Source organism: Burkholderia sp. WSM2232 (genome assembly GCF_000472545.1).
GTDB lineage: Bacteria > Pseudomonadota > Gammaproteobacteria > Burkholderiales > Burkholderiaceae > Paraburkholderia.
The window spans coordinates 265,910-278,203 of sequence record NZ_AWZV01000003.1 but is presented as its reverse complement, the minus strand read 5'-3'; the positions used below and the strand labels follow the sequence as shown (position 1 = coordinate 278,203).

General features: G+C 62.6%; 12 protein-coding genes. 6 read left to right on the top strand and 6 right to left on the bottom strand.

Features of this window, described 5'->3' with window-relative positions:
* Nucleotides 1–106: 106 nt before the first annotated feature.
* The 5 genes from F757_RS0101215 to F757_RS32835 form a co-directional block, all read right to left on the bottom strand.
* On the bottom strand, nucleotides 107–1,276 hold the full coding sequence (locus tag F757_RS0101215; protein ID WP_027209777.1) for a zinc-dependent alcohol dehydrogenase: 1,170 nt from the start codon (nucleotides 1,274–1,276) through the stop codon (nucleotides 107–109).
* A 164-nt stretch (nucleotides 1,277–1,440) separates the two neighbouring features.
* Nucleotides 1,441–1,743: a hypothetical protein gene (locus F757_RS0101210; protein WP_027209776.1), complete on the bottom strand. Its 303-nt coding sequence runs from the start codon at nucleotides 1,741–1,743 to the stop codon at nucleotides 1,441–1,443.
* Nucleotides 1,740–2,114: a phage holin family protein gene (locus F757_RS0101205; protein ID WP_027209775.1), complete on the bottom strand. Its 375-nt coding sequence runs from the start codon at nucleotides 2,112–2,114 to the stop codon at nucleotides 1,740–1,742. Before F757_RS0101205 ends, F757_RS0101210 begins: the two co-directional genes overlap by 4 nt.
* 108 nt (nucleotides 2,115–2,222) lie before the next feature.
* Nucleotides 2,223–2,507: a CsbD family protein gene (locus tag F757_RS0101200; RefSeq protein WP_027209774.1), complete on the bottom strand. Its 285-nt coding sequence runs from the start codon at nucleotides 2,505–2,507 to the stop codon at nucleotides 2,223–2,225.
* A gap of 376 nt (nucleotides 2,508–2,883) precedes the next feature.
* Nucleotides 2,884–3,171 carry a hypothetical protein gene (locus F757_RS32835; RefSeq protein ID WP_232221317.1) on the bottom strand — a complete coding sequence of 96 codons (288 nt, stop codon included), beginning with the start codon at nucleotides 3,169–3,171 and terminating at the stop codon, nucleotides 2,884–2,886.
* A 283-nt stretch (nucleotides 3,172–3,454) separates the two neighbouring features.
* Here F757_RS32835 and F757_RS0101190 point away from each other — a divergent pair, with 283 nt between their 5' ends.
* From F757_RS0101190 to F757_RS0101165, 6 genes are all read left to right on the top strand, one after another.
* A complete protein-coding gene (locus F757_RS0101190; protein WP_027209772.1) occupies nucleotides 3,455–5,494 on the top strand; it encodes a TonB-dependent receptor plug domain-containing protein in 2,040 nt (679 codons plus the stop codon).
* Between the two features lies 1 nt (nucleotide 5,495).
* Nucleotides 5,496–6,026, top strand: a complete 531-nt coding sequence (locus tag F757_RS0101185) for a YfiR family protein (protein WP_027209771.1) — start codon at nucleotides 5,496–5,498, stop codon at nucleotides 6,024–6,026.
* Nucleotides 6,023–7,966 (top strand): putative bifunctional diguanylate cyclase/phosphodiesterase, encoded by a 1,944-nt coding sequence (locus tag F757_RS0101180; protein WP_027209770.1) that lies wholly within the window; start codon nucleotides 6,023–6,025, stop codon nucleotides 7,964–7,966. Before F757_RS0101185 ends, F757_RS0101180 begins: the two co-directional genes overlap by 4 nt.
* Before the next feature lie 71 nt (nucleotides 7,967–8,037).
* Nucleotides 8,038–8,490: a MarR family winged helix-turn-helix transcriptional regulator gene (locus F757_RS0101175; protein WP_027209769.1), complete on the top strand. Its 453-nt coding sequence runs from the start codon at nucleotides 8,038–8,040 to the stop codon at nucleotides 8,488–8,490.
* Between the two features lie 32 nt (nucleotides 8,491–8,522).
* Complete coding sequence (locus F757_RS0101170; RefSeq protein ID WP_027209768.1) at nucleotides 8,523–9,092, top strand: isochorismatase family protein; 570 nt, start codon at nucleotides 8,523–8,525, stop codon at nucleotides 9,090–9,092.
* 76 nt (nucleotides 9,093–9,168) lie between these two features.
* Nucleotides 9,169–10,509: an MFS transporter gene (locus F757_RS0101165; protein WP_027209767.1), complete on the top strand. Its 1,341-nt coding sequence runs from the start codon at nucleotides 9,169–9,171 to the stop codon at nucleotides 10,507–10,509.
* Between the two features lie 186 nt (nucleotides 10,510–10,695).
* Here F757_RS0101165 and F757_RS0101160 read toward each other — a convergent pair whose 3' ends face one another.
* Complete coding sequence (locus F757_RS0101160) at nucleotides 10,696–12,219, bottom strand: CoA-acylating methylmalonate-semialdehyde dehydrogenase (RefSeq protein WP_027209766.1); 1,524 nt, start codon at nucleotides 12,217–12,219, stop codon at nucleotides 10,696–10,698.
* Nucleotides 12,220–12,294 lie beyond the last annotated feature (75 nt).

Sequence of the window (12,294 nt, the reverse complement as noted above, 5' to 3'; positions counted from 1 at the left end):
ATTCTGGTGAGCCGCGATCAACGCGGCTCCTGTGGCTAGAAACGCTGCGCTTTGCATCTTCGACGATCGGCAAGCCAGCGTGCTCCGCTATCGCCCGCACGCACCGTCAAGGCTTCAGCACGACCTTGATGCAGCCGTCTTCCTTGTCGCGAAACGTCTTGTACATGCGTGGACCTTCATCCAGCGAAACTGTGTGCGTGATCACGAAAGACGGATCGATCTGCCCTTGCTCGATTCGCCGCAACAGGTCGTCGGTCCAGCGATTCACGTGCGTTTGTCCCATGCGCCATGTGAGCCCCTTGTTCATGGACGCACCGAACGGAATCTTGTCCACCAGCCCGCCGTAGACGCCAGGCACGGACAACGTTCCAGCAGGACGGCACACGTAGATCATTTCGCGCAGCACATGCGGCCGGTCCGTTTCGAGCATCACAGCCTGCTTGGCGCGGTCGTACATCGCGTCGAGCGAGCGCGTGGCGTGCGACTCCATGCCCACCGCGTCGATGCATTTCTCCGGGCCCTTGCCGCCCGTTAGTTCTTTCAGGCGCTCAAGCACGCTTTCTTCCTTGAAGTCGATCGTGACGGCGCCGCCTGCGCGCGCCATTGAAAGACGCTCGGGCACGCAGTCGATCACGATCACCTGCCTGGCACCAAGCAGCACGGCGCTGCGGATCGCCATTTGCCCGACAGGGCCCGCGCCCCATATTGCAACCGTGTCGGTTGGCTCGATATCGCATTGCACCGCGGCTTGCCAGCCGGTCGGGAAGATGTCGCCGAGAAAGAGCACCTGTTCGTCGGTGAGACCGTCGGGAATTTTCACGTGCGTCTTATCCGCATACGGCACGCGCACGAACTCTGCTTGCCCGCCGGGATAGCCGCCCGTCAGATGCGTATAGCCGAAGAGACCCGCAGTTGTATGGCCGAACATCTTGTCGGCGACATCCTTATTGCGGTTACTGCGCTCGCACACCGAGAAGTTGCCGCGCCTGCATTGGTCGCATTCGCCGCAAATAATCGTGAACGGCACGACAATGCGGTCGCCCACCTTGAGCGCCGTATTCTCCTTGCCGACTTCCACCACCTCGCCCATGAATTCGTGACCCATGATGTCGCCGGATTCCATGCCGGGCATAAAGCCGTCGTAGAGGTGGAGATCGGAGCCGCATATCGCGCAACTCGAGACCTTGATGATCGCGTCGCGCGGATGTTCGATCTTTGGATCGGGCACGGTGTCGCACCGTATGTCTTTCTTGCCATGCCACCTGAGAGCCTTCATAAATTCCTCCACACTGTACGTACGGTTCATCCGGCTCGCGGCTCAGTTGCACACATTGGACGCACTGCACCGGGCGCACCAATATGCATCGCGAACGGCGTCACGCGATAGTTGCTACATCGCGCGTGTAAATTCGCGGCGCGGCATCGCAGCGCCGCAGCCTGTTAGCGCTGGAATACGCTTCGCGCGGACCGCGTGAGCCACGCCATCACGCTGGTGCGTGCGAGCGTTCCGATCGCCTTGCGCGGCCCGAGCACAACCGCGGCAAGACCGGCCGCCAGCACGAGCGCGACGTATGGCGTATCGGCGAGCGAAGTCATCACGTTGACGGCTGGCACGCCGGCTCTGATCGCCCGATGGGGCGTGCGCAGCGCCAGATTCGCGGACAGCAACTGCGCCCGCGTCATGGCCATGCGCTCCAGAATGACCGCACGGTGTTCCTGATGCCTGCGTGGATCGTGTTTCATTTGAGGGCATCCTTCAGGGCTTCGAGGTCGCTCGACACTTCGTCGCGCAGCACGTGCAACGGCTCGACGGGCTTTTGCATCTTCATCATCGCGAAGGTGGCAAGCGATATGAGCAGCCACGCGCCCGCGACGCCCCACGCAACGGCCACGACGTAGGGCGTATTCCACGCCGTGACGATGATGGCCACGCAAAGAAAAGAGAGGGTGAACATGGCGGCGACCGCCAGCACGACCATCGCAATGACTTCGCGCACCAGCCGTGCTTTGGCCTCGTCCAGCTCCAGCGCCAGAAGCTCGGCGTAATCGACCGCCCGACTGGAACAGAAGCGCGCGACGTTGCGCCACTGGCTGACCTTGGTATGTATCGACATCGTGTATCTCCCGCCAGCAATTGCCGTCACAGACGCTCGCCGCCGGATGTGCGGGCCGGCGGCGAGCGCTTCATCGGAACGATGCAATCGGCTCTGTGCCAACCGTCTCTAACGGTAATCCCTGTCGCCGCGAACATCGCGCGCGGTCGCCGAACGCAGTGCGCCGAGTATGAAGCCGGCGGCCGCCGCAATCGCGAGCGCGGTAAACGGCCGCTCCGTGGTGGTTTCGCGCACCACGTCGGCAAGATCGGCCCACACCTGTTGAGCCTTGCCGCTCAGTTCGCGTGCGGTGCCGGCCATTTGCGTTCCGGTGTCGCCGAGCATTTCGCCAGCCGTCTGTTCCAGCTTGCCGCCGATTTCCTTCACCGTTCCTTCCACTTTGCCTGTTTCCATGTCTTTCTCCGTGGTTTGCGCGCACAAGAGTGCACTGCCTGGTCGCGCTGCCGGAGCTCCGGCATGCGTTGCCGTCACGCCGCAAGAAGCGCGCCTCGTGAGCACTTGTCAAAACCTTGTTGATGAGGACATGGCCGCTACTGGTCAGGCCAACGCGGGGAGACAACAACACAGAAGTGGATTGCGGATCGTCGAAAGGAAGCGGTCGGTTCAGGCGCACACTACGGCCGCGCTGCCGACTGGGAAAAGGACGCCCGTGAAAAATCAGATGCTTCGCGGCTCGCGAATACATCGAAGCATGCACTCGCGCAATCAGGTAATTCGCGACGTGCAACCGGGGAACGCCGGCCGCACCCGAGAACACGTGTGAACAGGGTTAACCCGGCGGCGGCGCGCCGTTGAGAATGCGCTGCAACGTGTCGATCTTGCGGAGATGCACGCCCCATAACTGGCCGCCATCCTTGATGCGCCGCAGACGGTCGTGCCAGTAGCTAAGAGGCAGAGCCGAGTTCTCGCGTGCACTGGCCGCGCAGGACAGCAGCACGTGCTCGATATGGGCAAGATCACGTTCAATCATTGCCTGCCGCATGGAGCCGAGTGCTCCGGTCGGAAAGGTCTGTCGCATGAAGATGGCACGCAGCGGTAAAAAGAACGCATACAGCAAGCCGCATGCCGCGCCGCGCCAATCCACCCGTCCAATAGCGCCGAAATCCATGCAGCGCGCGCAACCGCAGCATGCCAATGCATAAAAAAGCTCACCCGTGATCCCCCGAACGCGCCTTTTGACCGTCCAGAACGGCCTTCGTCCACGCCCTTTTTTACAATGCCCGCGTCCGCTGGCGCTCGCGTTACCGCAGCCTTGGTACTCAAGCTTCCCCGCTGCAAGCCGATAACAAAAAGGTAACGATCCAATTCGTAAGGAGCGTTCGTCACATTAATCGGCTGTCATGGCTCCAACTACGCGCGCTCCCTATTCCATTACGCACCGCCTCGTCGCTTACTCGGTCGCTGGACTGGCAACGCTGTGCTCGCCCGCGGCATTCGCCGGCAACGAGGAGAACGAGAGCGTCACGATGCCCTCGGACACTGCCGAGCTGGCCGCGATGCCGCTTGAGGCGCTGATGCAGGTCACGGTCAACACCGCGTCGCGGTTCGACCAGTCCGTTACCGACGCGCCGGCCGCAGTGGTCGTGCTGACTGCCGACGACATCCGTCAATTCGGCTGGCGCACGCTCTCCGACGCGCTTGCTTCGCTGCCCGGCCTCTATGTAACGAACGATCGCACATACGAATACCTCGGCTCACGCGGATTTCAGCGTCCGGGCGACTACAACAGCCGCTTCCTGCTGCTGATAGACGGTATTCGCACCAACGACGGCGTATACGGGCAGGCGCCCATCGGCTCGGACTTTCCGCTCGACATGGATCTGGTGAAGCGCATCGAGTACGTGCCAGGCCCCGGTTCGTCGATGTACGGCGCCAACGCGCTCTTTGGCGTCATCAACGTGATAACCAAGAGCGGCAGCGATCTGGCCGGCGCTGAAGCCGCGGTCGCGGCGGGCAGTTTCGGCGAAAAGAAGGCGCGTGCATCGTACGGCTGGCACGGCGCGCACGGAGCCGACATTCTGCTGTCTGCCACGGCGTATGGGCGAAATGGCCAGGACCTCTATTACCCCGAGTTCGACACGCCCGATCAGAATCGCGGCATCGCGAACCGGCTCGACTACGAGCGCGCGCAGGACTTTCTTGCGCGGGCCGCGTATGGGGACTTCCGGCTGAGCTTCATCTACGGAAACCGCACCAAGGGCATTCCCGACGCGCCGTACGGGGCAGTGTTCAATGCGCCGTTCAGCGTGTCGGATACCCACAGCTATCTCGACCTTTCGTACCAGCATGCGCTTTCCGACAGCGTCTTACTGGCGTCACAGGTCTACTGGGGCCGTTACGACTACCGGATGCCGGCGGTCATCGGTCCCGAACCGTACGTAACCAACATCGACGGAAGCCATGCGCTGTGGTACGGGGCCGATGTGCACGCAACCATCTCGTCCTTTGCGAGGCATCGCATCGTGATCGGCACGGACTTCGCGAGAGATGCGCGCCTCGACCAGTACAACTACAACGTCGCCCCCGCCTCGCAAATCCTGGACGACCATCACAGCGGCAATCGCGGCGGTGTGTATATCGAGGACGAAATCACGCTGCCCGCGCATTTCACGTTGAACGCGGGCTTGCGTTACGACCAGCAGACCGCCGCGGGCGGCAACCTGAGCCCGCGCATCGGGCTCATCTACAAACTGACGCCGCGCGACACCTTCAAGCTGCTGTATGGCGAGGCATACCGCGCGCCCAACGCCTATGAGATGTACTACGCGATAAACGGCCCGGACGGGCAAGTGGGAAACCGCTCATTGAAGGCCGAGCATATCGCGACGACCGAACTCGTCTATGAAAGAGCAGTGTCCACGACGGGGCGTGCAACGCTGTCACTGTTCCAGTACAACGCGCGCGATCTGATCAGCGAGACGCAGGACTCGTCCGGCCTCTTCATGTTTCGCAACGTGAGCCGCGCGACCGCACGCGGCGCGGAACTCGTTTATGAGCAGCGCTTCGCGCGCGCGCGTCTGCGCGCGAGTTACTCGTATCAGATCGCGCATGACTCCGACACCGGCGCGGCGCTGCAAAATTCGCCAAGGCATCTGGCAAAGCTCAACCTGGCCGCACCGTTCTTCGCCAATGCGTTGATGACCGGGCTCGAGGTGCAGTGCACGTCGTCGCGTCTCGCCCAGGCCGGCGAGGCGGGCGGCTTCTGTCTCGCGAACCTCACGCTCAGTTCACGCCGGTTGATTCGCGGCGCCGAACTGTCTTTCTCGATCTATAACCTGACCGACAAACGGTACGCCGACCCCGTGGGGCCCGGCTTTACACAGGAGACTGTTGCGCAGCAAAGCCGGACCTTCCTCTTCAAGGCCATTTACGGGTTCTGATATGGAGCGCGTTCGCATCCAGATCATTGCGGCGTATGTCCTGTTCGCGTCGCCGCTGATCGTGCACACATCTGTCGATGCCCAGGTCGACCTGCCTGCGCTCGAGGCCGCGTACATCTTCAACTTCGCGCAGTTCACCGACTGGCCCGCGGCACGCCCCACCGACAACATTCTTTCGGTGTGCGCCGATCCTGAAAGCCCGCTCGGCCAGGCTCTTGCGAGACTGGACGGCAAGCGCGGAGGCAAGCAGGCGTGGCGGGTTCGTCCATTGCCGCGCGCGGAAAAAGCAGCGGATTGCCAGCTCGCGGTGCTGACCGCGGGCACTGCCGCCAGTTCGGCGATCAAGGCGCTGCTCGCTTCCGACGCGCCGGTCGTGATCGTCAGCGAGGCGGACGTGATCGACCACGGCTGGGTGATTCGCCTCGTGCGCGAGGGCGATCATCTGAAATTCGACATCAACGTTACCGAGGCTTCACGCCGGCGCATCACGCTGAGTTCGAAACTCATGCGGCTGGCAAGGACGGTTCTATGAAAAGTATCCGGGTCTGGCGTAGATTTGCATGGCCGCGCGAACACGTGAACCTGGTCGGCGTGGCGATCGCGCTGCTTATTTCGAGTGTCGTGCTGCTCGTCTATCAGGCGCTTGCGCTGCGCACTTCGTTGACCAACGACGTCAGCATGCAGGCTTCCGTGCTCGCCGAAAATCTGACTGCCTCGGCAATGTTCGGCGATCGCGATGCCACCGCCGAAGTGCTCGGCTCCCTACGCAAAGTCCCGCACGTTGAAAGCGCCAGTGTGTATACCCCGGACGGCGACCTGTTCGTGCGCTACACGCGCCCGGGCTTGAACCGCATGGAGTCCGAGGAAGGCACGCTGGCGAACATCGGCAGCTCGCCGGGTCTTTCGCTGGAAGATATCTTCGTCGCGGCGCCGATCATTCATAACGACCGCTTGCTCGGCAGCATCGTGATCGTCGCAACGACGGACGCGATCCGGATGCAGCTCGTGCAGTATGGCTGCTTTCTCGTGAGCGCATCGTTGTGTTCCGTGTGGATCGCCTCGCTCGTCATGCGGCGCATGCGCGAGCGCGTCTCGCGCGCGGAGAAGGACCTCGAATATCTCGCCTCGACCGATCCGTTGACGGATCTGCCAAACCGTCGCGCGTTCTACGACGAACTGAAGGCGCGCCTGCACAGGGCGAGCGCGGCTGACAAACGGGTCGCGCTGATGATGGTCGACCTCGACAACTTCAAGACCGTCAACGACACGCTCGGTCATGGCGCAGGCGACGAACTGCTCAAGCAGGTTGCCGAGGCCTTGCGCAATGTAGTGCGGCCCAATGATCTCGTGAGCCGCATCGGCGGCGACGAATTCGCCGTGGTGATCGGCCCCGACGCCAGCCGCATTCGCGCGCGTGCCACGGCGGGGCGCATTGCGCGCAACCTGTCGCGCCCGTTCGTTCTGCACGGCAGCGACTCGGCCGTGACGGCGAGCGTGGGTTTTAGCGTCTACCCCGAGGACACCGGCGAAATGGCCGAACTGGTCAGCAACGCCGACATCGCACTCTACTCCGCGAAAAGCAGGGGTAAGAGCATTGCCGTGGAGTTTCAGAGCGAGATGACGGCGGAAGCCCAACGGCGCGCCCGCATCGAGGCCGAACTGCGCCGGGCCGTCGATCAGGACGGCCTGGATATCGTCTATCAGCCGCAATTCGACTGCCTGTCGGGCCGGCTAGTGGGCGCAGAAGCGCTGCTGCGCTGGACGCATCCTTCGGAAGGACCTATTTCGCCGGCTGAATTCGTGCCGATTGCGGAGAACAGCGACCTGATCGTGACGCTCGGCCGCTGGGTTTTGTGGCGCGCGTGCCGCGACGCGGCAAGCTGGAACGCGGGCCGCCAGGCTGGCGTGCATGTGGCCGTCAACATTTCGGCCCGGCAGTTGCGGGCCGAAGGCTTCACCAGGGAAGTGTGCGATGCGCTGCAAAAAAGCGGCCTGCCTGCTTCGCTGCTCGAACTGGAGCTCACCGAAAGTCAATTGATGTCCAACATGTCGGTAGGCATTCAGGCCATGCAGGAGTTGCGCACGGCAGGCGTGCGCCTCTCGCTCGACGACTTCGGCACCGGTTACTCGTCGCTGTCGTACCTGCAGTCTTTCCCGGTGCACAGCATCAAGATCGACCGCAGCTTTATCTGTCCATTGCCGAACGGCGGCCAGCCTATCGTCACGGCCATCATTTCGATGGCGCATAGTTTCGGGCTGCTGGTGGTCGCCGAAGGCGTCGAATACCCGGCGCAACTGGAATGGCTGTGCGATGCACGCTGCAATGTAGTGCAAGGCTTTCTCACTGGTCGCCCGATGTCGCTCCAGCAGCTCCTCACCATCATTCGCGCGGAAGAAGCGCCCGAAGAAAACAAGCCGGCGAGCCGCCGCGCGCCGCTCGAAGCCCGGCCACAACGCGCCCCGATCGCCTGAGCTCGCACTTGACCGCCGCGATATACAAAGGTACCCTACGCAGGTAACCTTCGTATATTGTTTCGGCACGCATGAGCAAGAACGATCCGCCGCTCGACCTCAACTCCCTGCATGTATTGGCTGAAGACCTGCGTGTACTGAACGGCAAGCTGCGCCGCCGTCTGCGCGAAGAGGCGCATCTTGGCGACTTCACCCCTTCGCAAATCCAGGTTCTCGGTCTGCTCGAGCGCGACGGCCCGGCAACGGTTACTGAACTCGCGCGTGCACAGGGCATGCGTTCGCAGTCCATGAGCGAGACGCTCTCGGTGCTGAAAGCCGCCGGCCTCGTGAGCGGCGCGCCCGATCCCAACGACGGCCGGCAAACCGTGCTGTCCCTCACCCCCGCCTTCCGCAAGAAAATCAAGGCGAGCCGCGCCGCGCGCGAAGACTGGCTTTTCCGCACTATTCAGACGCGCTTTTCGGCGGCCGAGCAAAAGCAGCTCGCCACCGGCGTCGCATTACTCAAACGCCTGATCGAGTCGTGACGCATCGGGCGGCAACCTCACCAGGAGCACGCATGGCACTGACGACACTCGATGCAAGAACCGCACTGGTCGTGATCGATTTGCAGCAAGGCATCGTGGCAATGCCCACGGCGCATCCCACCGCGGAGGTCGTGCAACGCGCGGCCGCGTTAGCCGACGCATTCCGGCACCACGGTCTTCCGGTGGTACTCGTCAATGTGGCGGGCGGCGCACCGGGGCGCGCGGAACAGGCGCGCCCGAGCGGCAACTTCCCGCCGGGATTCACGGATCTCGTGCCCGAACTGAACCGGCAAGCGTCGGATCACCTTGTGACCAAGCGCACATGGGGGGCGTTCACCAACACGGATCTCGAGGCGTATTTGCGCGAGCAAGGCGTGACACAAATCGTGCTGACGGGTGTGTCCACCAGCATCGGCATTGAATCCACGGCGCGTTTCGCGCACGAGCTCGGTCTGAACATCGCATTCGCCGTGGACGCAATGACAGACCTGCACCTCGACGCTCACACCAATAGCCTCACGCGCATTTTCCCGCGGCTCGGCGAAACGGGTACGACACAGGAAGTACTCGACATGCTGGAACAGACTCGCGCGTCAGCATGAGCATAAGCATTGGCAAGACGGTGCGCCTTCGCTGCGCACCGCATCGTACTCACGCGCATGCGCGCAACGGCTTGCCATGAGCAGCACGTTCCGTTCGCTGCGCAACTTCAATTACCGGATGTGGGCAAGCGGCGCCATCGTCTCGAACGTCGGCACGTGGATGCAGCGCACCGCGCAGGACTGGCTCGTGCTCACGGAACTCACGCAGCACAATGCGACTTCCGTGGGCATCGTCATGTCATTGCAGTTCGGCCCGCAAATGCTGCTGTTGCCGCTCACCGGCTATGCAGCGGATCACTTCGACCGCCGCAAGCTTCTGCTGGTCACGCAGGCAGCCATGGGCAGTCTCGCGCTGGGCCTCGGCCTGCTCACCATCACCGGCCTGGTGGAACTGTGGCATGTGTATGTTTTCGCGGGACTGCTCGGCTGCGTGACCGCGTTCGATTCGCCCGCGCGTCAAACCTTCGTGTCCGATCTCGTCGGCGAAAGCGATCTGTCGAATGCGGTCGCGCTCAATTCCACGTCGTTCAACGCAGCGCGGATGATCGGTCCGGCGGTGGCCGGCTTGCTGATTGCATCGGTCGGAACCGGCTGGGTGTTTCTGATCAATGCGCTGTCATTTATCGCGGTGCTCGGCGCATTGCGCATGCTGCGCGTGCGCGAACTGCACGCAAAGCCCCTTGCGGTACGCTCGCGCGGCAGTTTCGTGGAAGGCTTCAAGTATGTATGGAAGCGCCCCGATCTGAAAGCCGCATTGTTGATGCAATTCCTGATCGGCACGTTTGGGCTCAACTTCCCGATCTTCATTTCGACCATGTCGGTCAGCGCTTTTCATGCGGGTGCGGGCGAATACGGCGTGCTGAGTTCGACCATGGCGGTGGGTTCTGTCACCGGCGCACTGCTCGCCGCACGCCGCGCGCGGCCGCGGATGGCATTGCTGCTCGGCGCTGCAGCGATTTTCGGCGTGGGCTGCACGGCCGCTTCGCTAATGCCCAACTATGTGCTGTTCGGCATGGTCCTCGTCTTCATCGGCGTGTCGACGCAAACCTTCAACACGTCGACCAACAGTCTCGTGCAACTCTCCACGGAACCCGCGATGCGCGGCCGCGTGATCGCCATTCTGCTGGCCATTGCGCTTGGCGGCACGCCGCTCGGTGCGCCCGTGGTCGGCTGGGTCGCGGATCGTTTCGGCCCGCGCTGGGCGCTCGGCGTAGGCGCGGCGTCGGGGTTCGCAGCCGCGCTGGTAGGCCTGCTGTATCTCGTCAGATACCGCGGTCTGCGTGTGTTTGTCGACGCCGGACGGCTTCGCTACAGCATCGACGAGCCGCGTCAGGCGCCGCCCTACGTGAGCCCCGCAACGGCCGTACAGAACGCGGTCCTCGATGAGGCGGAAGAAGAGTCGTCGTCGGGTGTTTGAAGTTGAGATGAAAAAAAGCCGCGGCTTTGAGTTTCAGCCGCGGCGTTTCTGCTGCGAGGATTGCGCGTATCGCGCCGGTTGCGCGAATTGCATTGTTTGCACTGCTTGCGCTGCTTGCACTGCTTGGGCCAAAGCTGCGCCAATTGCATTTGTTGCGAGACTCGCTCGACTCCCTCGCCTCGCAAGTTACTTCGCTACAGGCATCGTAAACTCGGCGCCCTTGGCGATGCTGTCCGGCCAGCGCTGCATGATGCTCTTGTAACGCGTGTAAAAACGCACGCCCTCTTCGCCGTACGCATGATGGTCGCCAAACAGCGACTTCTTCCAGCCGCCGAACGAGTGCCATGCCATGGGCACCGGAATGGGCACATTGATGCCTACCATGCCCACCTGAATCTGCCGGCCGAATGCGCGCGCAACGCCGCCGTCCGAGGTAAAGAGCGACACGCCGTTACCGAACTCATGCGCGTTGATCAACTCTACCGCGCTCGCGAAATCGGGCACACGTACCACCGCCAGCACGGGACCAAAGATCTCTTCCTTGTAGATCTTCATCTGCGTGCCGACGTTGTCGAACAGCGTTCCGCCGATGAAGAACCCCTCTTCCTGCGCAACCGGATGGGCGCGGCCATCCACGATAAGCGTAGCGCCTTCTTCCACGCCGGAAGCGATATAGCCCGCCACTTTCGCCTTGTGCTCCGCGGTTACGAGCGGGCCCATCTCGGCGTCCAGGTTCTCTCCGTTCTTGATGACGAGCGACTTCACGCGCGGCACGAGCTTTTCGATCAACTTGTCGGCGACATTGCCCACGGCCACCGCCACCGAAATCGCCATGCAGCGCTCGCCGGCGGAGCCATAGGCGGCGCCGATCAGCGCGTCCACGGCCTGATCGAGATCGGCGTCCGGCATCACCACGAGGTGATTCTTCGCGCCGCCGAGCGCCTGCACGCGCTTGCCGCGCTTCGACGCCTCCGTGTGAATGTACTGCGCGATCGGCGTCGAGCCGACGAACGACAGCGCCGCGACGTCCGGATGTTCGATCAGTGCGTCCACGGCCACCTTGTCGCCGTTGACCACATTGAATACGCCGTCCGGCAAACCGGCTTCCTTCAGCAGTTCGGCAATGCGCAGCGACGCCGACGGATCGCGCTCTGACGGCTTCAGAACGAACGTATTTCCGCAGGCCAGCGCGACGGGGAACATCCACATCGGCACCATCACCGGGAAATTGAACGGCGTAATGCCCGCTACCACACCGAGCGGCTGACGCAGATTCCAGTTGTCGATGCCGCCGCCAATCTGGTCGGTAAAGTCGGTTTTCAGCAGGTTCGGAATGCCGCATGCGAACTCGACCACTTCGATACCGCGCACCACCTCGCCTTGCGCGTCGGTGAACACCTTGCCGTGCTCGCGCGTGATAAGCATGGCGAGTTCGTCGTGGTGCTGGTTGAGCAGTTCCTTGAACCTGAACAGAATGCGGGCGCGTTTGAGCGGCGCGGTTTCGCTCCATGCCGCAAACGCCGCCCTGGCTGCTTTCACTGCCGCATCCACTTCCTCGACGGAGGCGAGCGCAACCGCGCCCGTCACCTTGCCGGTGGCGGGATTGAACACGTCCTTGAAGCGGCCGCTGGCCGGCGCAACCATGGCGCCGCCGATATAGTGGCCTAACTGCTGCACGGACAGCTTGTCCTGCTCGCTTACTGCATTCATTGCGTACCTCACGTTCGGGAAGGGCCGGGCGCCGGGCGCCGGGCAGGCAGGCGGATTCGAGACCACCAACTGTAT